Origin of the sequence: Bacillus sp. FSL K6-0138, assembly GCF_037982765.1 — a bacterium.
GTDB lineage: Bacteria > Bacillota > Bacilli > Bacillales > Bacillaceae > Bacillus > Bacillus glycinifermentans.
This window is the reverse complement of sequence record NZ_CP150286.1, coordinates 829,989-854,791: the sequence shown is the minus strand read 5'-3', so window position 1 is coordinate 854,791 and position 24,803 is coordinate 829,989. Positions and strand designations below refer to the sequence as shown.

Here is a 24,803-nt window from a genome sequence, read left to right as displayed (position 1 = left end):
CCTTCAAACGACTCTGCCGGCTGTTTAGCTTATGCCTTCTTTGTTCAGTATTCTTTGACAGCCGGGAACCTATACATGTCAGGCTGAGATACATTGTGAAAAGGAGATCGATCATGAACCATCCATTTCATTCATTCCGTTCTTTATTCCCAGTCTTATCAAACCGCGTTTATCTGGCTGCCTGTTCTGCAGGCGCTTTGGCGCTGCCTGTCTCAGATGCGGTTGACGAATACCGCAGACAGCTCCTTGAATCAGGTGCCGATTGGCAGGCAGCGATGGAAAAGATGGCATCGGCAAAGGAAAAATTCGCACGGCTGATCGGCGCCGAGACAGATGAAATCGCCGTCATGGCCTCGGTTTCAGACGCCGTTTCGGCCATTGCGCTATCACTGCCACATCATCGGCAAAAAAATAAAGTTGCCTTTACAGATATCGATTTTCCCGCAATCGGACAGATTTGGCTTTCTCAACAGGCATTCAAAAACAAGATCACAATCATTCAAAGCCATAACGGAATGATCGACCTGGAGCAGATACAAAAAGACATATGTGAGCGCACGCTTCTGACATGCGTGCCGCACGTCAGCTATTACAACGGATATAAACAAGATTTGAAACAGATCGCAGACATCGTCCATCAAAAAGGCTCGCTTCTCTTCGTTGACGCTTACCAATCCGCCGGACACGTTCCGATCAGCGTGAAAGATATGGATGTCGATATTCTTGCGGCAGGAACAAGGAAATACATGCTCGGCATTCCGGGTACGGCGTTTCTGTATGTTAGACGCGGACTAGCCGGACAATTCAAGCCGCAGGTGACCGGGTGGTTCGGAAGAGACGGAAAATCCGCCTTTGATTTATTCAATTCCCGATTTGCAGAAGGAGCAAAACGTTTTGAAACGGGGACCCCGTCATTTGCCGGGCTTTATGCAGCGGACGCCGCCCTAAAGATATTGCTTGAAGCCGGGACTGACCGAATCGACGCGTATTTGCGGAAGCTTGCCGGCTTCGCTCTTGAATACGGGGCGGAAAAAGGCTTGCGGATCGCCGGGCCGCAAACCGTCCGCAATAGATCAAGCCTGATTTCGATTTATGCCGGGGACGCAGCAGGCATCGGGGCTGTATTGCGGGAAAGAAACGTCATTACAGCAGCGAGAAAAGACGTGATCAGGATCGCTCCGCATTTTTACAATACAGAGGAAGATATTAAACAGGCGATCGACGAAATCTCGGCGCTGCTCCATTAGGCTTTTCAATAGACAGATCAGCGTTTTTTCATTACACTATATAAAAACATTTCGATCAGGGGATGATGATACATTTGCAGCGTTTTGTCAATGAACATCTGAAGAGTTGAAGAAAAAGCCCCTCCGAAACATGCTGTTTACGCTTATTACGTTTATCCTTGCCCTCGGCATACCAACCGCTTATGTTGTATATACGCAGTTTTACTCCATGAAACACTTGCCTGAGGGTGTACAGATTACATCGCTGGCTTCGCCGAACAAAAAATACTCGATCAGCATCTATAGAGTCGAGAAAAACGGGGCGGTACCCGATGTTTCCATCAGAGGGGAATTGACAAAGGTCTCAACCGGCGACCGAAAAAATATTTATTGGGGTTCCAGGGAAGTTAACGCTCACGTCGAATGGAAAGACAGCAATCACGTATTCATCAATGACAAGGTTCTCGACATCCGCAGCGATACATATGATTGGAGAAGGGAGTGAATTCACTCCCTTTTCTTTATGTACAGCGCGTTTGGAACGCCGTCTAAAAACGGGCTTTCCTCTCCGAGCGAAAACAGATGAAGTTCGTGCATCGCCCGCGTACAGGCCGTATAAAACAGCGTCCGCTCGCGTTCGCGCGCATACCGATTTTTTGATCCGTCATAGACGATGACCGCGTCAAATTCGATGCCTTTTGCCAAGTATACGGGTATGATGACGACTTCTTTTTGAAAGACTCGGGTTTCTTTGTCAATCAGCTTGAGCGCCGTATGTTTTTCCAGTTGCCTGAAGGCTTCTTTGCACTCCTGGACCGTTTTGCAGATGACTGCAATCGTCTTATGCCCCTCATCTTGTAAAGCGGCAATGCAGGACGCTATTTTTTTATGATGTTCAGCGGGATCGTCCGAAATCGTCAGCGTCGGTTTCACCCCTCTCCGGTTAAAGGGCTCGATATCTTCGCCTCCTTTGATCAAGGGTTTTGTAAACTCGACGATGTCCCTTGTGGATCTGTAGCTTCGGACAAGCCTGATCGTCTCCGTTTTTTCCCCTTCAAACGCGTTTTCGCTAAGAAGCTCCTGCCCCTGAACGCTGTGGGCGAGTATCGCCTGGTTCAAATCCCCCAAAATCGTCATTCTGCTTGAAGGAAAAAGGCCTTTGAGAAAAGCAAGCTGAAAAGGCGAGTAATCTTGCGCTTCATCAATAAATACGTGGCGAATCGCCGTATTTTTCGCTCCGCCTTTGATTTGATTTTTCAAATAAAGATAAGGTGCGGCATCCTCATACGGAATCTGCTCAAAGCGAAAGCTTTTTCTCGTATGGGCGCAAATGCGTTCCCAATGGTCTGGAAGCGCAGCAGCACCCCAATCTGAAAACAGCTGTAAATACGTCCCTTTAAAATCGATAAAACCCAATGCTTTCACCGCCTGTCTCAGCGGCTTGAATTCCCTTTCGACAATGATGTTGATGAGAAGCCTTTGCTCCCTTTCATAATCATCGAACGTGTTCTCGGCAAATTGCCGTTCTTCCTGCAGTTGTTTGTAGGCATTCGCGTATTCCTCCTGATCGAGAAGCTCGCTTTTTTCGAGGGCCCACTCTTTTTTTCTTTCACTTTTTTCTTGTTTGTTCAATATGCCGAGCAGCCATTTTGCCGTCGTTTCAATCCGGTGCAACAGCGATCCGGAAGCACCGAGCGAGCAAAAATAATCGTGGATTTGGGCGCTTGTTACAATCTTCTTTCCGCGGAACGACACGTTTTTGAACAGCAAACCGCCTTTCGAAAGAAACCCTACATACTCGTCAATCAAGCTTTTGAACGCCAGTCCGGCCTTATATTCAATGGCCTGCATCCGGTTTTTGTCATCTTCGCTTTCCGATGCCGTCAAACAATATTCCAGTTGATCAAACGGGGTTTCACACTCCGCCTCTTTGAGATTGCTCTCCAAATATTCCTGAAACGTCGTCTGCTGAATGTTTTCTTCGCCGAGCTCAGGGAGAACATCGGCGACATAGCTGTTAAAAAGAAGGTTGGGAGAAAAAAGCAGCATTTGATTGGATTCGATCCGCCCGCGCCCGCGATAAAGCAAATAAGCGGCCCGCTGGAGCGCAGCCGACGTTTTTCCGCTTCCCGCCGCCCCCTGGACGATTAAAATGCGGCTCGTTTCATTGCGGATGATCCGGTTTTGCTCCTTCTGTATCGTTGCAACGATGCTTTTCATCCGGACATTCGCCTGCTGTCCGAGCACTTCCTGCAGCAGCTCGTCCCCGATCGTCATATCGGTATTAAACATCGCCTTCAGCCTGCCGTTTCTGATGAGAAACTGCCGCTTCAGCTCAATCGTGCCGCTGATCGTTTCACCGGGAACTTCATACCGCGCCGGCCCCGGCCCATAGTTGTAAAACAAACTGGATATCGGCGCCCTCCAATCGCAAATCAAAAAGCGTTCTTCCTTTTCGTCCATCAATGAACTGAGGCCGATGTAAATGGCTTCGGCTTCTTGATCGCCGTCCTCCAAAAAATCGACGCGTCCAAAGTAAGGAGACTCCTTCACTTTTAACAGCTTTTTCACCTGGCTGTAAAACTGCTTGTGGCTTCTTTCCCGCTCTGCCAACATCTCCGCCTGCTGTTTAATGCTCGCAAACGTCTCGATCGCTTCTTTGTCATCGGCCAAGTTCACGGTGACATCATCCCAAAAATGCTTTCTCAAATCGACGATATCCTCTTTCAGTCCGCCTGTCTTACTCTTTAGAGAATGAAGCTTTTGATCCAATTCGTTTAATACGCGTTCGATCCGTTTCTCTTCTTCAAGCCATTCTTTGTTGATATCTGTCATGCAGATCACTCCCTAAAAAGATTTGACACAGAAAAAAAATCGTGATAATATAAATATGGATATAATTATAAATAATGAAATTTTATGTTAAATTACACTTCATCTTATCATATACGACCCGTCTATATCAACATGCCCAAAATAAAAAAGCCGATTTTTCGATTATGAAAAATCGGCTTTTCTCTATTCAGCCACATTTGAACGGAGCGAGCGGTTCGGCAATTTCCAATTGAACATATACGAGCAGACCCTGCATGCGACAAGAATGGCAAAAAGCAGATACAGAGCGATAGAATTTTCCGCCCAGCCGAGCCCGATGATCAAGCCGCCCAAAGCAGCCCAAACAGCGTAAATCTCGGTTTTCAGGACGAGCGGCTTGCGCCCTGCCAACAAATCTCTGATGATCCCCCCGCCGCTTCCGGTTAATACCGCCGCTACGATGACCGCACTGAGCGGATGGTTCATGTGCACGGCGTACAGGGCTCCCTGGATTGCGAATGCGGCCAAGCCGATCGCATCCGAAAAGTTCCCCCACACCTTCCAATGCTTCAGAAGCAGACCCGGAAACAAAAAGACGATCGTGATCGACACTAACGCGATTTGAAACAGCGCCCCCTGCTCCCACAAAGCAGATACCGGAACGCCGATCAACAGATTTCTGACCGCCCCTCCGCCAAAAGCTGTGACGATTCCCAATATATAAACTCCTAAAATATCATACTCTTCTTCCATTGCGACAATCGCCCCGCTGATCGCAAATGCAATGGTTCCGATGATGCTCAACGCTTCCCAAGCCATCTAAGGTGCCCTCCATACGAATCTTCAATCTTTTTGATTTTATAACTTCCCCATCGTTTAAATCAACCCTGCAGAATAAAATGTCTTATAATAATAAGAGGACGGCGAAAAAGGAGGGGGAACGATGGATGCGACCATCATTATAGAAGATGCCAAACCAGAATGGCCGGAGCGATATGAAACTGAAAAAAAGCGCCTGCAGCTGGTTTTCGGAAAAACCGCGCTTGGAATCGAACACATTGGCAGCACCGCGGTTCCCGGTCTTGCCGCAAAACCTGTGCTTGATCTGATGGTTGGCGTCAAACATCTTAGTGAAGCAGAACGCTTGATTGAACCGCTCAGTGATCTGGGCTATGAGTATGTATTCCACGAAGCGTTTCCTCTGCGGCGTTTTTTTAGAAAAGGCAAATGGCGGGCCGGCACTCATCATCTGCATATCTATGTTTATAAAAGCGAGGAGTGGAAAAACCAGCTGAGATTCCGTGACTATTTAAGAGCACATCCAAAGGTTCTGGAAGATTATGAAACACTGAAAAGGGATTTGGCTCAGCATTTTCCGCACGACCGCAACTCCTATACAAAAGGGAAAGCACCGTTTATTACACATATTGTTGAGAAAGCGAAACGAAAGGAGCAGGCGCATGTTCAAAAACACGAAGAATAAATTGATGACAATCGCGATCGCATTCATTCTGGCTGTTTTATTGTATTATTACGTTCAATCCTTGAAGTAACGTCTGGAAAGACCGATTTATACGTGCAAAACCATTCTCACGTTCCTGAGAATGTGCCCTTCAAAATCTTCATCATACTCAGAGACATCCTCAAACCCTTTTGCTTTGTAAAAGGCTATTCCGATTTGATTGTCCTTTTCGACATCGACGAAAATCTTTCCGGCGTCTTTCAGCCGCTTGATCCCTTCATGAAGCAATGCGGTTCCGATCCCTTTTCCCTGGTATTCCGGGTATAAATAAATGGCGGCAAGATAGGCCTCCCCCTTCTCATTAACCCCGGAAAAATTAGCAAAACCGACAATGTTTCCTTCTGCTTCAGAAACGTATAGGAACGAACGCTCCAGGCGTTCTTCCATCCTGTGATCATTGTAGGCGGAAGCGAGAAACTTTTCCTGAATCTCGCCGGGGATGATGCCTTCATATGTGTGATGCCAGCTCGTTTTGGCAACGTGCTGCACTTGCGGGATGTCCTTCTTTTCCATCGGGCGGATTTGAAATTCCATATTCCCCCTCCTTCTTAAATATTTCAAATATTATAACATTTTACCAGCCGAATAGGGATAAAAAAAGAGCATCGCCTGAGGCAAATGCTCTACTCTTTTTCACCTTTTATCATGCACATGCAAATGATAATCAAAATAAACGCGATAAGGGCAAGGAACGGAATCGTGATAAAGCCGAGCCAATTGATGTACTGCCCTGAGCATGGCACCCCCGTAACACATGGCTTAATGCCGTTGAAACCGGGAACTTTCTGCTCCAAATAGTGCATCAGGGAAATAAATCCCCCGATGACCGCCATCGGCAGCACGTATTTTTTCACCCGGAAATCTCCCTGAAATGTTGCAATTCCGAGAATGAGCACGAGCGGATACATCATGATCCGCTGGTACCAGCAAAGCTCACAAGGAATGAATTTACGAATCTCGCTGAAGTACAGGCTGCCGAGCGTCGCCGTCAAAGAAACGATCCAGGCCCCGTACAGAAAGAACGGCTTATTTTTCATCGGACTTGCCTTTTAGCTCTTTTTCGATCGCTTCTTTGATTTGGTCATAATCGAAAGGCTTGGCAATTTTTTCGCCATTGACGAAAATCGTCGGCGTGGAATCCACTTTGTATTCGTCTATCAGCGATTCGTCCGTTTGCAGTTCTTTTGAGAAGGTTTTGTCATCCAGGCTTTTGATAAGCTTGTCACGTTTGACTTTTGTGTGTGATTCGGCAATATCAGCAAGCTTCGCGGGAGTCGCCCACTCCGTTTCCATCGTGTCGTTGTCAGGCTGTGCTTTAAATAATGCTTCATGGAACGCCCAGAAGGAATCGGGATCTTCTTTCCAAACCTGTTCAGAGGCCAGGGCGCTCAGCTCCGAACCTCTGCCGTGCTGTTCATTGACGAAATTTATATATGAGAAATTAACTTTTCCTTTATCGATAAAATCTTTTTTCAAATCCGGAAATACGGTTTCGGTCCATTGTTTGCAGCTCGGACACTTGTAATCTCCGAATTCTGTGATGGTAACCGCCGCTTTTTTATTTCCGAGGATCGGCTGCCCTTCGGTCGAAGGCTTGTCATCAAACGTTTGCGAAGCGTTTTCGGTTTGATTGTTGAGAACAACCAATACACCGATCAGAAAAACGACGACGACTGTCATGATGACGGCAAATTTCATCGGTGACTGCTGATTCTTTTTCACTTAGACACCTCATTTTCATCAGTTTCATAATCTCTTTCATTTTAACAAGTCAAGCCGTGTTCGTGAAGACGCGAAAAAACGTTTTTCCAGTTCTTTAGGCGGTGAAAATGTTACATTTTTTCGACACTTAATACCCGCATTGCGTTTAACACGGCGAGAAGCGTCACACCGACATCCGAAAATACTGCTTCCCACATCGTGGCTATGCCGAAAGCGCCAAGGATGAGGAAAACGCCTTTTACGCCCAGTGCAAATATAATATTTTGCCAGACGATCGTTCTCGTCCGCTTGGCGATTTGAATCGCTTCTGCGATTTTTGACGGCTGATCGGTCATGATGACGATATCCGCGGCTTCCACCGCTGCATCCGAGCCGAGTCCGCCCATTGCGATTCCGATGTCCGCTCTCGCCAATACGGGTGTATCGTTGATCCCGTCCCCGGCGAAAAGCAGTTTTTCTTTTGGAAGCTTCACTTTGTCAAGCTCTTCAATCAGGTCAACCTTGTGCTGCGGAAGAAGCTCTGCATGCACTTCATCGATGGCAAGCGCCTTTCCGACGGCCTCGCCGACCTCTTTTGCGTCTCCCGTAAGCATCACCGTTTTTTTGATGCCGGCTTTTTTCAAGGAAGAAATCGCCTGTTCGGCATCTTCCTTCAGATCATCCGCAATCAGGATCGAACCGATAAACGCGCCGTCTGCCGCTACATAAATCACGGTTCCGACTCCATCATCTTCCTGATAGCGGATGTTTTCCTTCTTCATGAGCTTGGCGTTTCCCGCCAAAATGCTTTTTCCGTTTACGACCGCCATGACGCCGTAGCCCGGCATCTCACTGTAGCCGTTGATGTCTTCCGGAGAAACCGGCTTTCCGTATGCTTCGCGGATCGATTCTGCAATCGGATGCCCAGAGTGGTATTCAACAGCCGCCGCATATCCGAGCAGCTCTTCTTCCGTCCCGTTTCCGGCCGGAGACAATTTGACGACGGCAAATTCCCCTTTTGTCAGTGTGCCTGTTTTGTCAAACACCGCATATTTCGCATCGTTCAATGCTTCTAAATAATTGCTGCCCTTCACAAGAATGCCGGCTTTTGACGCAGCGCCGATGCCGCCGAAAAAGCCGAGCGGGATCGAAACGACGAGCGCGCACGGACACGAAATGACGAGAAAGACAAGCGCCCGGTACACCCAGTCCGACAGCGAAGCGCCGGGGACGATAAGCGGCGGAACAAACGCCAAAAGAAGAGCAACGATGACGACGAACGGCGTATAGTACTTCGCAAATTTCGTGATGAAGTTTTCGGTTTTCGCCTTTCTGCTGCCAGCGTTTTGAACCAGATCGAGAATTTTCGAAACGGTCGATTCGTGATATTCTTTTTCGACTTCCACTTCTAACACGCCGTTTTTATTGACGAATCCGCTCAGTACTTCCTTGCCGGGCGCGATATCCCTCGGCACGGATTCTCCCGTTAAGGCCGATGTGTCAACCATCGATCTTCCCTCTACAACCTTGCCGTCAAGGGGAATTTTTTCCCCCGGCCTGATGATAATGACATCGCCGCAAGCGACCGTTTCGGGAGATACTTTGGCCGTTCCGTCTGCCGTTTTCAAATTGGCGTAATCCGGGCGGATATCCATCAGCTCGCTGATCGATTTGCGCGAACGGTTGACAGCGGCTCCCTGAAACAGCTCCCCGATTTGATAAAACAGCATGACCGCCACGCCTTCAGGATACTGCCCGATAATAAACGCCCCGACAGTGGCAATGGTCATCAAAAAGTGCTCATCGAAGACCCGGCCTTGAAGGATGTTTTTGAGTGCTCTGTAAACAACATCACCGCCAATGATCAGATAAGCAAGGAAAAAGAGAAGCCATTCCGCGATCCCGCCTGAGGAAACAAGAAACCCGGCCGCACCGAGGGCCGTCCCAAAGGCAAGCCTTGCAATCGTTTTTTGCATGCTGTTATCGCCTTCCGCCTCTTTCCCCTGCGCCCCTTCTTTCGGCACAACTTTGATGTGCGGCTCTATGGCATTCACTTTTTTTGTGATTTCAGAGGACATATTGCGTCCGTTGTTCCCTTCGACCGTTACGGTAAGGGTGCTTGTTGCAAAGTTGACCGAACATGTCTCGATTCCTTTCATGCCGGCGACTCCATCTTCAATTTTCCGGGCGCAGTTTCCGCAGTCGAGACCGTTTAACATATATTCCTGCTTCACTTTTTCCATCTATCTCACCTTTCTTTTTCAAAAGCCGGGATGATTTATTTTATATATGAACATATACGCATATATTATATATCTCCTATTATATGCTTCTGTTCGAAATTGTGTCAATCGGCTAAAGCGCTGATATTTGCCGATTCATCGTTTACCCCGATTTTGTGCTGCCGAAACTCGGGTAGCATATTGGAAGCATCCCCCAAATATACTTAGTTTAGCTATTAAACTAACAAGCTTTTTCTTCACGATCAGTCCAGTTAAGGGAGTGGATCTTCTTGAGAAAAAAATGCTTTTTGACGCTCTGCCTCGTTTGTCTGCTTTTTCTCTCCGCAGGCTGCAAGAGCAACGGCGAAGATTCAAAGGCGGCTAAAGAGGTGAAGGTATGGGATTATTTTACAGGAAAACAACAGGAGCTGTATCATAAGCTTGTCGACCAGTACAACCGATCACAAGACCGCTATAAAGTAGTGACAGAGTATATTCCGTTCAATGAAGTGAAAAAGCAGCTGTCCGTCGGCGCGGCGGGAAATGCGCTGCCTGACGCCGTTTTTCTCGACAATGTCGACAATGCTTCATTCGCCGCCATGGGGGTTCTGGAAGACTTGACGGACAGAATTGAAAAATGGGGACAGACCGGGCAGTTTTATGACGGGCCGCTGTCATCCGCCCGTTATGAAGACAAATATTACGGAATTCCTTTTGCAAGCAATGCGCTCGCCTTGTTCTACAACAAAAATCTCTTTCGCGATGCCGGAGTGGCGGAGCCTCCGAAAACGTGGGCCGAGCTGAGAAAGGCGGCTCAAAAGTTGAGCAAGGGGCATACGAAAGGCTTCGCGATGTCCGCCGTCAAATCGGAGGAAGGCGCTTTTCAATTTTATCCGTTCCTCCTGTCTTCCGGCGCTGACATCGATGGGCTGCAATCAGGGCGAGCGGTTTCTTCCCTTCGTTTTTTAACCGATTTAGTAAAGGACGGATCGATGGACAAAGACGTCTTAAATGCCACGCAGGATGACCTGGCCAGACAGTTTGCGGCGGGACAGCTGGCAATGATGATCAACGGCTCCTGGAACATTGAACGGTTAACAGAAGCGGAACAATTAGACTACGGCATCACCTTTATCCCAAAAGATAAGGAATACGCTTCGGCGCCCGGCGGGGAGAACATTGCCGCCGTCAAAGGGAAAAACACAGACGGCGCCTGGGATTTCATCACCTGGCTTCTCGATCCGAAGCGGCTTGAGGCGTTGACTGCAGAAACCGGCGTTTTCCCGCCGCGGAAGGATATTATTGAACAATCCGATCATTGGAAAACGGATCAGAATCTAAAGGCCTTCATCCCGATTATGGATATCGCTTCAGCGCGGGGCCCTTCGAAAGACTGGCCGAAGATTTCCGAAGCGCTGCAAACGGCTCTTCAGGAAGCATTAAGCGAAAGCAAAACGCCGGAAGATGCGCTGGGCGATGCCGCAAAAAAAATCAGCGCATTACGTTAAGGTAAGGAGTTTTGACCATGATCAAAGCGTACGCCCGAAAATGGGAAGGGTATTTCTTTTTGTTTCCGGCGGTTCTTTTTATGCTCGCTCTTATCGGCTATCCGCTAATCTACAATCTGCTGCTCAGCTTTCAAAACCTGTCCCTTTCAAATATGGCCTCTCATGATGCGAGCTTCATCGGATTTGAGAATTATAAACGGCTTGCCCAAGAAAACGTATTTTGGGTTTCCTTGAAAAATACGCTTATATACACGGCGGGAAGCGTCATATTTCAATTTGCGGTCGGCTTTTTGCTGGCGCTCTTTTTCAGCATGAAATTTCGCCTCGCCCCGTTTCTGAGGGGCCTGATGATGGTCAGCTGGCTGATACCGCTGACGGTTACGGCTCTTTTGTTTAAATTCATGATGGCTTCAAGCGAAGGAATCTTCAATCAGCTTCTCTTATCATGGGGGATCATCGACAGCCCGGTACCGTGGCTGTCAAACCCCGATATCGCGATTTGGTCTGTCATCATCGCCAATATCTGGGTCGGGATTCCTTTCAATATGCTGATCATTTCCGCGGGGCTCAGCTCCCTGCCGGAGGACATATACGAAAGCGCCAGCCTTGACGGTTCGGGCGGCTTTCAGAAATTGATGTACATTACTATACCGTTATTGCGCCCGGTGATCACCGTCGTCATGATGCTCGGCTTTATTTACACGTTCAAAGTATTCGACCTTGTCTTCGTCATGACGGGAGGCGGCCCCGTTCATTCGACAGAAATGCTTTCAACCGTCAGCTACCGCTATTCCTTTGACGAATTCCAGTTCAGCATGGGAGCGGCCAGCGCCAATGTCCTGTTTGTCATTCTCCTTTTGTTCAGCCTCGTATATGTAAGACTGATCAAAAAAGATGAGGTGATGTGAACATGCCGAAACGGAAGGAATGGTTCCTTAATTGTGCCGGGATCTTGATTGCGGCGGTTTTCCTGTTTCCCGTGTACTGGATGATCGCCACCGCTTTTAAATCAGGGGCCGAATTGTTTGAAACACCCCCTTCTCTGTGGCCGAAGACATTTCAGACCGCCGGTTTTCAAGCAGTGTTCGCAGAAGGTGCAGTCAGACATTTCATGAACAGCCTGCTCATTTCCGGTGCTGCGGCTGCGATCGTCCTGCTCCTTTCAGTCCCTGCCGCCTACGGCTTGGCCCGCTTTCAAATCCGCGGCAGGAAGCTTTTGATTCTGCTGTTTCTCATCACGCAAATGCTGCCGGCCACCGTCATTTTGACGCCCCTGTTTATCGTGTTCAGCAAGCTGAACCTCTTGAATACGTACATCGGTCCGATCTTGTCGGCGGCAACCCTCGGCATTCCGTTTTCGGTGTTGATGCTCAGAACCTTTTTCCTCGGAATTCCGAAGGATCTTGAAGATGCCGCCAAAATTGACGGATGCAGCCGTTTGACGGCTTTTATCCGCATCATTCTGCCTGTTGCGATGCCTGGAATTGCCGTGAGCGGCGCGATTTCTTTCTTTTTCGCGTGGGGGGATTTGATTTTCAGCCTGACGTTTAACAGAAACCAGGAGCTGTGGCCATTAACGGCCGGCGTCTACAATGTGATCAGCCAATACGGAATCGAGTGGAACGATCTGATGGCGTTCGCCGTCATCTCCGTTCTGCCTGTCATCTTGATCTTTGTCATGCTGCAAAAACAGCTTGTCAAAGGGCTTGTCAGCGGTTCGATTAAGTAAAAGAAAGGGTTGTTGCGATATGAAGTTTTCCGACGGCTACTGGCTCACCCGGGACGGCTTTATGATCAATGCGCCAAAGGAAGCCTATGACCACCGGATTGACGGACAGTCACTGACAGTGTACGGACCTGTCAAAAACATCCGGAAAAGGGGGGACACGCTCGATACCGTGATGCTGACCGTCAAGTTTTCAAGCCCTCTTGAAGACGTGATCCGCGTCCAGGTTTTCCACTATAAAGGGAGAGCCCGGAAAAAGCCGGATTTTGAGCTTTGCACGACAGACATGAAGCCGCTCATTACGGAAGATGCCGACACATTAACGCTCCAAAGCGGCAGCCTGTCCGTAAAAGTCGACAAAAGCAGCTGGGGATATCGATTTTCACGCGAGGCGGAAAAGCTGACGGGCAGCGCCCCGAACAGCCTCGCCTATATTTCGGCGGATGACGGCCGGACTTATATGAGGGAGCAGCTTGATATCGCAGTCGGTGAAACGATTTACGGCCTCGGAGAGCGCTTTACGGCCTTTGTGAAAAACGGCCAATCCGTTGACATCTGGAACAGAGACGGCGGAACGAGCACCGAACAGGCGTATAAAAATGTCCCATTTTATTTGTCGAACAAAGGGTATGGAGTGTTTGTCAACCACCCTGAACTCGTCTCCTACGAAATCGGTTTAGAAATCGTCTCAAAAGCGCAATTTTCCGTCGAAGGCGAGGAACTTGATTATTTTATCATCGGCGGCAATGATCCCAAGGATGTGCTAAAGAGGTACGCGATGTTGACGGGCAAGCCGGCTCTTCCGCCCGCCTGGTCCTTCGGGCTGTGGCTGTCGACATCTTTTACAACCGATTATTCGGAAAAGACGGTCACCGGTTTTATCGACGGAATGAAAGAGCGTGATATCCCGCTCAGCGTCTTCCATTTTGACTGCTTTTGGATGAAGGAATTCGAATGGTGCAATTTTGAATGGGATGAGCGGTTTTTTCCAGATCCGAAAGCGATGCTCAGCCGCCTGAAGGAAAGGGGCCTCAAAATCTGTGTTTGGATCAACCCTTATATCGCGCAAAAGTCAAAGCTTTTTGACGAAGGCAAAGAAAACGGCTATTTCCTAAAAAACGTCCGGGGCGATGTGTGGCAGTGGGACCGCTGGCAGTCCGGAATGGCGATTGTTGACTTTACAAACCCGGAAGCGCGCGATTGGTACTGCTCAAAACTTGAGGATCTGCTGGAGATGGGCGTCGACTGCTTCAAGACCGACTTCGGCGAAAGAATTCCGGCGGACGCCGTCTATTTCGACGGGTCAGATCCCGAAAAAATGCACAACTATTACTCATTTTTGTACAACAAAACCGTGTTCGGCCTTCTGAAAGAAAAACGCGGCGAACAGGAAGCCGTCGTGTTTGCCAGATCCGCAACAGCCGGCTCCCAGCAATTCCCCGTTCACTGGGGCGGAGACTGTTTTGCCAGCTATGATTCAATGGCTGAAAGCCTTCGCGGCGGCCTGTCCCTCTCCCTTTCCGGCTTCGGATTTTGGAGCCATGATATCGGCGGATTTGAAAGCACGGCTTCTGCCGATTTGTATAAACGCTGGACGGCATTCGGACTGCTGTCGACGCACAGCCGCCTCCACGGCAGCGAATCGTACAGGGTGCCGTGGCTGTTTGACGAAGAAGCGTCAGACGTGATGAGGTATTTTGTCAAATTAAAGCACAGGCTGATGCCGTATTTGTATGCCGCCGCTTATGAAGCTCACCTTGAAGGCGTTCCGGTCATGCGGGCGATGCTCCTCGAATTTCCTGAAGACCGGACGTGCGACTGGCTCGACAGGCAATACATGCTCGGCAGAAGCCTGCTCGTCTCCCCGGTTTTTCAAGAAAACGGCGCTGTCTCCTATTACCTCCCGAAAGGAACGTGGACACACTTGTTAACAGGGAAAGAGGCGGAAGGCGGAGAGTGGAAACAAGAGCAGTACGGCTATATGGGGCTGCCTCTGTTCGTCCGGGAAAACACCCTGCTCCCGCTCGGAGATGTATCTGACCGGCCGGACTACGATTATCTCGACGGTGTCGAATTCTGCCTCTACCATTTAAAAGACGGCTGTTCGGCAGAACAGACGATCTACAATGAAAAACACGAAACGATGACGATCAAGGCTGTCAGAAAGCAAAACACGATAACCGTCAAAACGACAGGCGTGCAAAAGAAATGGCGCTTGATCCTCCGCAATCATCCGGCCGTCAGCACCGTCATCAACGGAGCTTCGGAAGCCCTTCAAGAAGGAACTGCGATTCAGCCGAAGGAAGAGCATCGCGATGTCGTCATTTTTTTCTAGCAAAGGAGTGAAACCATGCTGAAAAAAGTCCGCATAACAGCGGTATGCATCATCGTTTCCGCCCTCGGTTTCAGCCTGCCGCACCCCGCGGCGGCTAAACCGGAGCAGGCGTACGACTACCCGTTTCAAAACCCCGGCCTTTCCGTGGAAAAAAGGGTTGCAGACCTCGTATCGCGGCTTACGCCTGATGAAAAAGTATCGCTCATGCACCAGTATCAGCCTGCGATTCCCCGCCTCGGAATCCCCGCTTTCAAAACGGGTACAGAAGCGCTGCACGGCGTCGCCTGGCTCGGAGAAGCGACCGTTTTCCCCCAGGCTGTCGGCCTTGCGCACACCTGGGACCCGGCTTTGATCAAGCAGGCCGGCTCTGCGGTCGGAGATGAAGTCCGCGGGTTTCACCATCTTCATCCTGCAGCGAACGGGGTCAATGTATGGGCCCCTGTCGTCGATTTGCTGCGGGATCCGAGATGGGGAAGAAATGAAGAAGGCTATTCAGAGGACCCTTTTTTAACCGGAAAAATAGCATCCGCCTATGCGTCAGGCTTAAAGGGCGACCACCCCTTTTATTTGAAAACGGTTCCAACATTGAAGCATTTTCTCGGCTACAACAATGAAACAGACCGGGGTTTCAGCTCTTCCAGCATCGATCCTCGGAATTTGCACGAATATTACATCAAGCCGTTTCAAACGGTGATTTCTGAAAAAGCTGCATACGGCTTGATGCCCGCTTACAATTCGGTCAATGATAAGCCCGCCATTTTAAGTCCGCTTCTAAAAAACACCGTCAAAAATAAGTGGGCGGGAAAGCACTTCTTTATCGTCAGCGACGCGTTTGACCCGTCCGGGATCGTCAATGATCACCACTATTACGATAACCACGAAGAAGCACACGCACATGCTCTGAAAGCGGGCATCGACAGCTTCACAGACCAGGGAGAAAATCCCGCGCTGACAAAGGCCGCGCTCACGGGCGCCTTACAAAAAGGGCTGATTTCTGAAAAACACTTGGATCATGCCTTGAAAAACACGTTCAGCATCCGCTTCCGCACGGGCGAATTCGATCCCGATGAGCTGAGTCCGTACAGCCGCCTGACAGATGACGTCATCAACAGCCCGGCGCACCAAAAGCTTGCGAAAAAAACCGCGGAAAAATCGATCGTGCTGCTCAAAAACAGCAAACAACTGCTCCCTTTCAACCCTCGTGCAGATGAAAACATCGCGGTGATCGGCCCGTTCGGGAATGTGCTCTATGAGGATTGGTACAGCGGGACGATGCCTTATCAAGTAACCCCGCTTGACGGCATAACAGACAAAATCGGCGAAAAACGCGTCTCCTTCGCGGAAGGAATCGAACAGAGCGGATTCAAATCGGTGCTGACGGGAAAATTCGTAACAGCGGATCAAAATGGAAAAAAGCCGCTCACAGCAGATGCGTCTGAATTGAAAAAACACGAAACATTCGATTTGGCCGACTGGGGAGACGGCGTACACACGTTTCGCGCCCAAGCGAACGGCCGCTACGTATCGCTTCAGGATGACGGCCGCTTAATACCCGACCAAAAGCAGCCAAACGGCTGGACGGTCAAAGAAACCTTTCAGCTTGAAAAACAGCCTGACGGGACGTACGTCATGAAAAACACCGCGAACGGCAAATACATCAAAGCCGAGACAGACGGAACACTAACGGCCTCCGCCGATGCACCTCTGACAGCGGCGGAAAAATTCGAAAAAACCGTCGTCAAAACCGCAGTCCAGGAAGCCGCGGAATTGGCAAAAGCAGCCGACAAGACCGTCGTATTTGCCGGAAACAATCCTTATATCAACGGCAGGGAAACCCAGGACCGCAATGACATCGCACTCCCTCCCGCACAGGAAGAGCTCATAAAAGCCGTCGCAAAAGCGAATCCGAACACCGTGCTCGTCGTGACAAGCAGCTATCCGTTCGCGCTGAACTGGGCCGATAAACACGTCCCCGCAATTTTGTATACGTCACACGGCGGACAGGAAGCAGGCAGTGCGCTCGCAGGCATCCTCTTCGGCGATGAAGCTCCCGGAGGGCGATTAACGCAGACGTGGCATGCATCCGTCAAGGATCTGCCCGATATGATGGACTACGACATTATGAAAGGGAAGCGGACATATAAATATTTTGACGGACGGCCGCTGTATCCGTTCGGCCACGGATTGTCCTATACATCGTTTCGCTATCACGGCTTGACGGTTTCCCCGGAAAGCCTTAAAAAAAGCGGAACCGTCACGATTCGCTTCAAGGTCACAAACACGGGAAAGAGAACAGGCGATGAAGTCGTTCAGCTTTATACCGCGCCCGGTTTTAAAACAAGGGTCAAACAGCCGAGGAAGGACTTAAAAGGCTTCCAGCGCATCACCCTTTCGCCTGACGAAACGAAAACGGTCACATTTAAGCTAAAGCAAACGGATCTCGCTTTTTGGGACGTGACAAGAGAAAAATTCGCCGTCGAAAAAGGCCCGTACAGCATCAATATCGGCAGCTCCTCAAAGGATATCCGCCTGACGAAACGAATTCCGGTTCACGGCGAAGACATTCCAAAGCGACATTTGCGCCAAAAGACGAAAGCCGAAAATTACGATGACTACGAAGGCGTTCGGATCACGGAAGAAGCGAAACGCGGCGGTGACGCGGTCAAAAGCGAAACAGAGAATTCCTGGATCGCCTTCCGCCATGTACGCTTGAAAGGAGAAAAGCGCTTTGAAGCTGCTGTGTCAAGCAAAGGCGGCGGAAACATCGATATTTATCTGGATCGTCCGGTGAAAGGGAAAAAGATCGGTTCGCTGAACGTCCCCGACACCTCCGGCCTTGAAAACTGGAAAACCATCAAAGCCCAGCTCTCCAAAACGACAGGCACCCGCGACGTTTATTTCGTTTTTAAAGGAAAAACGGCGCTTGATACGTTTCAATTTCACCGGTGAAGAAAAAATTTACAAAGCCATGCAGCGCTTCCTGCATGGCTTTCGTCCTTTATTTAGAAATTTTTGAACTTTACAAGTCGAAGGATCTGTATTAAAATTCAAGCAAAAGTTGCATTAGGTAAAAAAAATGTCCTAAGGTAACAAAAGAGTTGCCAAGCTAAAATTATTGGATAAAGATAATTTCACACCGAAAGGAGTTCCTACAAAGCTATGAAACACGCTCTCACCGTTAGGGATTTATACGTGTCATACCACGGTACTGAGGCGCTTCAAAGTATCAATTTCTCGATCGAACAAGGGAAAATGGCCGGAATCATCGGGCCGAACGGCGCCGGCAAATCGACGCTTCTGAAAGCGATACTCGATTTGATTCCGAGAGATAAAGGCGAAGTGCGTCTCCTTGAAAGACCTTTGAAAAACGTTCGCAAGGGCGTCTCCTATGTTCCCCAGCGAAATGACATGGATTGGACATTTCCCATCAATGTCCTCGATACGGTCTTACTCGGCACATACCCTGAGCTGGGGCTTCTCCGCCGTCCGAAAAAACGCCACAAAGATTGGGCGCATCACTGCTTGGAAAAAGTCGGGATGGAGGCTTTCGCAAAGCGCCAGATCGGCGAGCTGTCGGGCGGACAGCAGCAGCGCGTGTTTCTCGCGCGGGCGCTCGCTCAAGAAGCCGAGCTGTTTTGCCTTGATGAACCGTTCGTCGGCATTGACGTGACAAGCGAAGAGACGATCGTCGCGATTTTAAAGGAGCTGCGCGACCAAGGAAAAACCGTCCTCGTCGTCCATCACGATCTGACGAAAGCGGACAGCTACTTCGATGAACTGATCTTGCTGAACAAAAAGCTGATTCAAAAAGGCCCTGTCTCAGACATTCTCGATCCTGAAGTCATGATGAAAGCCTATGAAGCCCAGCTTCCATTTCTCCAGACGAAACGGGGGGCGATCTGATGGAATTCATAAACGGTCTGATGGAATACTCTTTTTTGCAAAAATCGCTGTTCACGTCGATCATGGTCGGCGTCATATGCGGGGTGATCGGCTGTTTTATCATCCTGCGCGGAATGGCGCTTATGGGCGACGCCATTTCGCACGCGGTCCTGCCCGGTGTCGCGATCTCTTATATGCTCGGTGTCAACTTTTTCTTCGGAGCCGTGTTTACCGGCATCCTGACCGCACTCGGGATCGGCTATGTCAGCCAAAACAGCCGGATCAAAAACGATTCGGCCATCGGCATCGTATTTACGGCCTTTTTCGCGGTCGGCATCATCTTGATCACCCTTGTAAAAAGCTCAAGCGACCTGTATCACATTTTATTCGGCAACGTTCTGGCCGTCCGTTCATCAGATATGTGGGTCACGCTTGCGATCGGGATCGTGATCCTTTCAGCCGTCTTTCTGTTCTACAAAGAGCTCTTGATCACCTCGTTTGATCCGACGATGGCCGCCGTCTACGGTTTGCCGAACCGTCTGATCCACTACTTTTTAATGGCGCTTTTGACGATGGTGACGGTCGCATCGCTCCAGACCGTCGGCATCATTCTCGTCGTGGCGATGCTGATCACTCCTGCCGCGACCGCCTATTTATTGACCGACCGGCTGTGGGTGATGATCTATTTGGCCGCTTTCTTCGGCGCTTTGTCAGCGGTCATCGGCCTTGGACTGAGCTACACATACAACCTTTCATCAGGAGCGGCGATCGTGCTGGTTGCTACGATCCTGTTCGGCCTCGCCTTTATGTTTTCGCTAAAACAAGGCATCCTGTGGAGGTCGTTGAAAACAAGAAGAAAAAGAGCGGCGCTCCAAAATTAATCTAAAAACAAAGGGGGAAAATCCAAACATGAAGTTCAAGCGAAAATTAGCGATTCTGGCAGCCGTCATTCTGCTTCTCGCCGCCGGTTGCTCCTCAAAAAGCAGCAGTGGAGAAAACGGAAAACTGAAGGTCGTGACCACCTATTCGATCCTGTATGACATCGTCAAACACGTCGGAGGCGGTCACATCGATTTGCACAGCATCGTCCCTGTCGGCACCGATCCGCACGAATACGACCCGCTGCCAAAAGACGTCCAAAAGACGGCGGATGCCGATATTGTTTTTTACAACGGCCTTAATCTCGAAACAGGAAACGGCTGGTTTACGAAGCTCCTTGAAACGGCCGAAAAAGCGGGCGATGACGCCCCTGTCTACAAGCTGAGCGAAGGCGTTCAGGCAAAGCACCTCACATCTGAAGGGAAAGAAACGGAAGAAGATCCGCACGCCTGGCTCGACATTCAAAACGGGATTCAATATGCAAAAAACGCGCGTGATGCGCTGATGAAAAACGACCCCGCCCATAAAGAAGACTACGAAAAAAACGCGGCGGCATATATCGAAAAGCTCGAAAAGCTCCACGACGAAGCGGTAGACCGCTTTAAGGACCTACCGGAAGATCGCCGCATCCTCGTGACAAGCGAAGGCGCTTTTAAATATTTTGCTTCGGCATACGGTGTGGACGCCCGGTATATTTGGGAAATTAATACAGAAAACGAAGGCACTCCTGGGCAGATGAAAAAAATCGTCGACACGGTGAAGAAAAAGAAGGTTCCGGCTTTATTCGTAGAGACAAGCGTTGATCCGCGCAGCATGGAAAGCGTGTCAGCCGAAACCGGCGTGCCGATCAAAGGAAAAGTATTTACCGATTCCATCGGCAAACCGGGCGAGGCGGGAGATTCGTATTATAAAATGATGAAAGAAAACATTGATCGCATCCATAAAGGACTCGCCGGGTGACAACCTGCTTTAACAGCAGGTTTTTTCTTTTGCAGAAACGCTTATGCAGAGTACCAGGCACAAGAAACGGAAAATGAATCCTATGCTGAATGCATCATAGCATGCCTGGAGTGCCTTCAGCGCTGCAGCAAGTCTTTGACAAATGTGTAATAGAAGGAGATGCAGGCATGATGGCCGAACGCATCGGCTAGGACAAGGAGTGCGCAAACCATGTGCAATCCGCCGTTCTGTCGGGGACGCGAAACAGCCCGTATGCCGAAGACATCCGCTAGCACCGGGTTTTTTATTTTGTTTTTTTCGCCTTCTCCCCCTTTCAAACTGATACAATATGACTATAAAAGGGGGTTTTGAACATGAAAGACGGCTTGTTTCAAATGACTTCTGACACATATCATACGCTCAGCGATTCGGAACGGCACCTGCTTGAGTATATTTATCAGCACCTTGACCTGATCTCAACCCAGTCCATCGTCAAATTAAGCGAAAATGCCAATGTTTCAACAGCCACGATCGTCAGGTTAATGAAAAAGCTTGGCTATGACGGATACACTTCTTTTAAATATGCATTAAAGGAAAGTCATCAGCTCGGACATACTCCCCTCATGGATGACATCGACAGCCAAATCAAACAGGCTGTGCTCAAAAATGAACGGGAGGTCCTCGACACGATCAAAATGCTCGATATCGGTCTTATTGAGGATGCCATTCAAAAAATCAGCAATGCCGACAAAATATATATTTTTGCAAGAGGCTTGTCTGAAATGATCGGCACAGAGATGACCATCAAGCTTCAGCTGCTCGGAAAAAACGTCGAGATGCACAGCGATCCGAACATCATCAGGGGCAAATCGAAAACGCTCACCAAAAAGGATCTCGGCTTATTCGTCTCATTGAACGGCGAAACGGAAGAACTGGTCGAAGCTGCTACAAATTTCAAAGTGCAATCGATCTCTTCTATCACATTGACGACGAGAGTCGACTCGCGGCTCGCCAAACTGTCGGAGATCGTACTCATCGGTTTCAAAGGAGAACAATCGTTTTTTCCTGATTATGAAGTCCGCTCCCGCCTGCCCCTGCAAGTCCTCTCCCGCATTATGCTCGATTCATACGTGATTCGCACATCGCATGAAACGTCTTGATGAAAACCTTTACACAACCTGTAAACATTCCCCCTTTTATCTGTGACATAATGTCTGTGAAGTCACATAGATAAAGGGGGGAACAACATGATCTATACATGCACGATGAATACCGCCGTTGATCTGTTTGTTGAAACAGACGATTTGCTTCCCGATATTGTCAACCGCACGAAAGATGAAGATTACCAGCCAAACGGAAAAGGCGTCAATATTTCTTTTATGCTCAAGCGCCTCGGCCTCGACAATACGGCGCTCGGCTTTACGGGCGGGTTCACGGGGCGATTTATCGAAGATGAGCTGAAGAGAGAAAACATCGCGACCGATTTTGTAAAGGTTGACGGCATTTCCCGGATTAATATTTTTATCAACTCAGACCGCGAATTCAAAATCGTCAACAAAGGCCCGTTCATATCAGAAACCAAGACGCAAGAATTGATTGATAAAATACGGAAGATTCCCTCAGGGCATTTTTTATTCATTTCCGGCAGCCTTCCAAAAGGCATCCGGGAAAGCATTTATCCTGTTCTTTCCGACATTGCCGCAACGCGGGGGATAAAGCTCGTGTTGGATATCAGCTCGCCGGCGCTTCTCGACTGCCTTCCGTACCGCCCTTACCTGATCAAGCCGAACGAACAGGAGCTGGCCGCTTTTTTCGGACAAAAGAAAGCGTTGTCAGAAGAAGAAGTGATCAGTTACGGAGGCAAGCTTCTCACCCGGGGAGCCGAGCGGGTCCTCGTCACCCGCGGAAAAGACGGCGCAATATATTTTGACCGAAGCAAGACATTAAAGGTGACATCCGCCGAAGGCAAAGTCGTCAATACCGCATGTGCGGGCGACGCGATGCTGGCAGTGTTCATCGGCAAACAGGAGCTCGGCATGCCTCTTGAAGACGCTTTAAAACAGGCGTCTGCCGCAGGAGCGCTGACGGCATTTTCAAAAGGGCTCGGCGATTTATCCAGGCTTGATGAGACGGTTTCACAAATCAGGATCACCCATTTATAAAGGAGGTTTTCAGCATGGCAAACATCAAAATCATCGCTGCGACAGGCTGTCCGACCGGTATCGCCCATACGTTTATGGCGGAAGAGGCTTTAAAACAGGCCGCCGCGAAGCTTGGCGTCGACATCAAAGTGGAAACCCACGGCCAGGTCGGCGTCCAAAATGAGCTGACGGCTGCCGACATCAAACAGGCCGACGGTGTAATCGTTGCCGCGGACAAGGATGTGGGCGCCGACCGTTTTAAAGGCAAGCCCGTCCTCGACGTTCCCGTCGCCCGCGGAATCCGGGATGCGGAGGCGCTCATTCAGACGATTATCGACGGAAAAGCGCCGGTCTACGGCAAGCAAGAAGCCGAAAAAACGGAAGCTGACATCAATGTCAGCGAGTCCGGTTCGGCGGGGCGGAAAATATATAAACATTTGATGAACGGCGTTTCCCACATGCTCCCGTTTGTCGTCGGCGGCGGGGTGTTGATCGCGCTTTCGTTTCTCTTCGGCATCCATTCTGCCGATCCTAAGCATCCAAGCTACAATGCGTTTGCCGAACTGTTAAACAAGACGGGGGCCTTCGGCTTCCAGCTGATGGTTCCGATCCTTTCGGCGTATATCGCCGATTCGATGGCCAAACGCCCCGGGCTGATCGTCGGCTTTATCGGCGGAATGATCGCAAGCACGGGCGGAGCCGGCTTTTTGGGCGGAATCGTCTCCGGGTTTTTAGCCGGGCTGATCATCTTCGTCCTATCCTATGTATTGAAAAACATGCCGCAATCTCTTGAAGGATTAAAAGCGATCTTTCTTTATCCCGTTCTCGGCATTTTCCTTATCGGAGCCGTAATGTTCGTATTAGTGGAGCCGATGACCGCCATCAATGAAGGCATGAAGGATTTTTTAGCCGATTTTCAAGGAGCGAACCCCGTCATTCTCGGCCTTATCATCGGCTGTATGTCCGCGTTTGACATGGGGGGACCGGTCAATAAAGCGGCGTACGTCACAGGCACCGCGCTGCTTGCCGAAGGGAACCAATATTTTATGGCAGGCGTTTCAGCCGCATGCATCACACCGCCCCTCGTCATTGCTTTTGCGACTTTGTTTTTCCGGAAGTATTTCAGCCAGCAGGACCGGAATGCGGGTCTTGTCAATTTTATACTCGGCGCCACCCATATTACCGAAGGTGCAATCCCGTTCGCCGCAAAAAAACCGATCCCTGTCATCCCGATTTTGATGATCGGTTCGTCGGTATCGGCCATTTTAACGTATTCGTTCGCCGTTCAAGTCCCGGCCCCGCACGGCGGATTCCTCGTCCTTCCCGTCGTAAACGGAGCGTTTCAATGGGTGCTGTCGATTATCATCGGATCGCTCATCGGGGCATTCTTGTACGGCTTTTATCAAAAACGGATATATGAAAAAACGGAGAAAGGCTGATCGAACATGAACACAGCAGTTTTTTTTAAAAAAGAACACATCTATCTACATGAAACATTGTCCACGCAAGCCGAAGCTTTTGACCGGCTCGCTCAGATTGCTTTCGAATCAGGGGTTGCCGCAACAAAACAAGCCGTCGTTCACGGACTTTTGAAACGGGAATCAGAAAGCACGACCGGTTTTATCGACGGATTCGCCATTCCTCACGCAAAGCTTGAGGATATCACAGAACCGGCCGTATTGATCATCAAAAATGAAACAGGGATCGAATGGAACTCTCTTGACGGAAGCCCAGTCACGTTTATCATTGCGCTTTTCGTCCCTGATGCCGAGGCGAACAGCACGCATCTGAATCTGTTGTCATCCCTGTCCCGCATGCTCGTTCACGAAGACGTGAGGAAACTTCTGCTCAAGGCGGAGAGCTCTGAAGACATCCAGCACACCATCGCAAGCTATTTATCTTAAATTC

General features: G+C 49.5%; 21 protein-coding genes. 15 read left to right on the top strand and 6 right to left on the bottom strand.

Features of this window, described 5'->3' with window-relative positions:
- The first annotated feature begins 113 nt into the window (after nucleotides 1–113).
- Both MHB78_RS04690 and MHB78_RS04685 read left to right on the top strand, forming a co-directional pair.
- A complete protein-coding gene (locus MHB78_RS04690; protein ID WP_046129223.1) occupies nucleotides 114–1,247 on the top strand; it encodes an aminotransferase class V-fold PLP-dependent enzyme in 1,134 nt (377 codons plus the stop codon).
- A 130-nt stretch (nucleotides 1,248–1,377) separates the two neighbouring features.
- On the top strand, nucleotides 1,378–1,731 hold the full coding sequence (locus MHB78_RS04685; protein WP_046129222.1) for a DUF5412 family protein: 354 nt from the start codon (nucleotides 1,378–1,380) through the stop codon (nucleotides 1,729–1,731).
- Between the two features lie 2 nt (nucleotides 1,732–1,733).
- Here MHB78_RS04685 and helD read toward each other — a convergent pair whose 3' ends face one another.
- A complete protein-coding gene (gene helD / locus MHB78_RS04680) occupies nucleotides 1,734–4,061 on the bottom strand; it encodes an RNA polymerase recycling motor HelD (RefSeq protein WP_046129221.1) in 2,328 nt (775 codons plus the stop codon).
- A 183-nt stretch (nucleotides 4,062–4,244) separates the two neighbouring features.
- Nucleotides 4,245–4,859 (bottom strand): trimeric intracellular cation channel family protein, encoded by a 615-nt coding sequence (locus tag MHB78_RS04675; protein WP_046129220.1) that lies wholly within the window; start codon nucleotides 4,857–4,859, stop codon nucleotides 4,245–4,247.
- Between the two features lie 124 nt (nucleotides 4,860–4,983).
- On the opposite strand from MHB78_RS04675, the gene MHB78_RS04670 reads away from it, so the two are divergent.
- Nucleotides 4,984–5,523 (top strand): GrpB family protein, encoded by a 540-nt coding sequence (locus tag MHB78_RS04670; protein WP_046129219.1) that lies wholly within the window; start codon nucleotides 4,984–4,986, stop codon nucleotides 5,521–5,523.
- Nucleotides 5,524–5,610: 87 nt separating this feature from the next.
- On the opposite strand, the gene MHB78_RS04665 is transcribed toward MHB78_RS04670, so the two are convergent.
- The 4 genes from MHB78_RS04665 to MHB78_RS04650 all read right to left on the bottom strand — a co-directional run bounded on the left by MHB78_RS04665 (nucleotide 5,611) and on the right by MHB78_RS04650 (nucleotide 9,506).
- Nucleotides 5,611–6,096, bottom strand: a complete 486-nt coding sequence (locus MHB78_RS04665) for a GNAT family N-acetyltransferase (RefSeq protein WP_046129218.1) — start codon at nucleotides 6,094–6,096, stop codon at nucleotides 5,611–5,613.
- A gap of 89 nt (nucleotides 6,097–6,185) precedes the next feature.
- The gene (locus MHB78_RS04660; protein WP_046129217.1) at nucleotides 6,186–6,599 is read right to left on the bottom strand and encodes a disulfide oxidoreductase; all 414 of its coding nucleotides are present in this window, start codon (nucleotides 6,597–6,599) and stop codon (nucleotides 6,186–6,188) included.
- The gene (locus MHB78_RS04655; protein WP_046129216.1) at nucleotides 6,589–7,284 is read right to left on the bottom strand and encodes a thioredoxin domain-containing protein; all 696 of its coding nucleotides are present in this window, start codon (nucleotides 7,282–7,284) and stop codon (nucleotides 6,589–6,591) included. The genes MHB78_RS04660 and MHB78_RS04655 overlap by 11 nt, the downstream gene beginning before the upstream one ends.
- 110 nt (nucleotides 7,285–7,394) lie before the next feature.
- Nucleotides 7,395–9,506 carry a heavy metal translocating P-type ATPase gene (locus MHB78_RS04650; protein ID WP_046129215.1) on the bottom strand — a complete coding sequence of 704 codons (2,112 nt, stop codon included), beginning with the start codon at nucleotides 9,504–9,506 and terminating at the stop codon, nucleotides 7,395–7,397.
- A gap of 269 nt (nucleotides 9,507–9,775) precedes the next feature.
- Between MHB78_RS04650 and MHB78_RS04645 the strand changes: the two genes are divergently transcribed.
- From MHB78_RS04645 to MHB78_RS04590, 12 genes are all read left to right on the top strand, one after another.
- Entirely contained in the window at nucleotides 9,776–10,993 is a 1,218-nt protein-coding gene (locus MHB78_RS04645; protein ID WP_046129214.1) for an ABC transporter substrate-binding protein, read from the top strand.
- A 17-nt stretch (nucleotides 10,994–11,010) separates the two neighbouring features.
- Nucleotides 11,011–11,901 (top strand): sugar ABC transporter permease, encoded by an 891-nt coding sequence (locus MHB78_RS04640; RefSeq protein ID WP_046129213.1) that lies wholly within the window; start codon nucleotides 11,011–11,013, stop codon nucleotides 11,899–11,901.
- Nucleotides 11,902–11,903: 2 nt separating this feature from the next.
- Nucleotides 11,904–12,722, top strand: a complete 819-nt coding sequence (locus MHB78_RS04635; protein ID WP_046129212.1) for a carbohydrate ABC transporter permease — start codon at nucleotides 11,904–11,906, stop codon at nucleotides 12,720–12,722.
- A gap of 19 nt (nucleotides 12,723–12,741) precedes the next feature.
- Nucleotides 12,742–15,054, top strand: a complete 2,313-nt coding sequence (yicI, locus tag MHB78_RS04630; RefSeq protein WP_046129211.1) for an alpha-xylosidase — start codon at nucleotides 12,742–12,744, stop codon at nucleotides 15,052–15,054.
- A gap of 15 nt (nucleotides 15,055–15,069) precedes the next feature.
- Nucleotides 15,070–18,003, top strand: a complete 2,934-nt coding sequence (locus MHB78_RS04625; RefSeq protein WP_046129210.1) for a glycoside hydrolase family 3 protein — start codon at nucleotides 15,070–15,072, stop codon at nucleotides 18,001–18,003.
- Between the two features lie 210 nt (nucleotides 18,004–18,213).
- Nucleotides 18,214–18,957: a metal ABC transporter ATP-binding protein gene (locus tag MHB78_RS04620; RefSeq protein ID WP_046129209.1), complete on the top strand. Its 744-nt coding sequence runs from the start codon at nucleotides 18,214–18,216 to the stop codon at nucleotides 18,955–18,957.
- Nucleotides 18,957–19,817 carry a metal ABC transporter permease gene (locus tag MHB78_RS04615; protein ID WP_046129208.1) on the top strand — a complete coding sequence of 287 codons (861 nt, stop codon included), beginning with the start codon at nucleotides 18,957–18,959 and terminating at the stop codon, nucleotides 19,815–19,817. The genes MHB78_RS04620 and MHB78_RS04615 overlap by 1 nt, the downstream gene beginning before the upstream one ends.
- A 28-nt stretch (nucleotides 19,818–19,845) precedes the next feature.
- Nucleotides 19,846–20,775: a metal ABC transporter substrate-binding protein gene (locus MHB78_RS04610; RefSeq protein ID WP_046129207.1), complete on the top strand. Its 930-nt coding sequence runs from the start codon at nucleotides 19,846–19,848 to the stop codon at nucleotides 20,773–20,775.
- Nucleotides 20,776–21,128: 353 nt separating this feature from the next.
- On the top strand, nucleotides 21,129–21,914 hold the full coding sequence (locus MHB78_RS04605; RefSeq protein WP_046129206.1) for a MurR/RpiR family transcriptional regulator: 786 nt from the start codon (nucleotides 21,129–21,131) through the stop codon (nucleotides 21,912–21,914).
- A gap of 87 nt (nucleotides 21,915–22,001) precedes the next feature.
- The gene (gene pfkB / locus MHB78_RS04600) at nucleotides 22,002–22,916 is read left to right on the top strand and encodes a 1-phosphofructokinase (RefSeq protein ID WP_046129205.1); all 915 of its coding nucleotides are present in this window, start codon (nucleotides 22,002–22,004) and stop codon (nucleotides 22,914–22,916) included.
- Nucleotides 22,917–22,930: 14 nt separating this feature from the next.
- Nucleotides 22,931–24,334: a PTS fructose transporter subunit IIBC gene (locus MHB78_RS04595; RefSeq protein ID WP_046129204.1), complete on the top strand. Its 1,404-nt coding sequence runs from the start codon at nucleotides 22,931–22,933 to the stop codon at nucleotides 24,332–24,334.
- Between the two features lie 6 nt (nucleotides 24,335–24,340).
- Nucleotides 24,341–24,799: a PTS sugar transporter subunit IIA gene (locus MHB78_RS04590; RefSeq protein ID WP_046129203.1), complete on the top strand. Its 459-nt coding sequence runs from the start codon at nucleotides 24,341–24,343 to the stop codon at nucleotides 24,797–24,799.
- The last annotated feature ends 4 nt before the right edge of the window (nucleotides 24,800–24,803 follow it).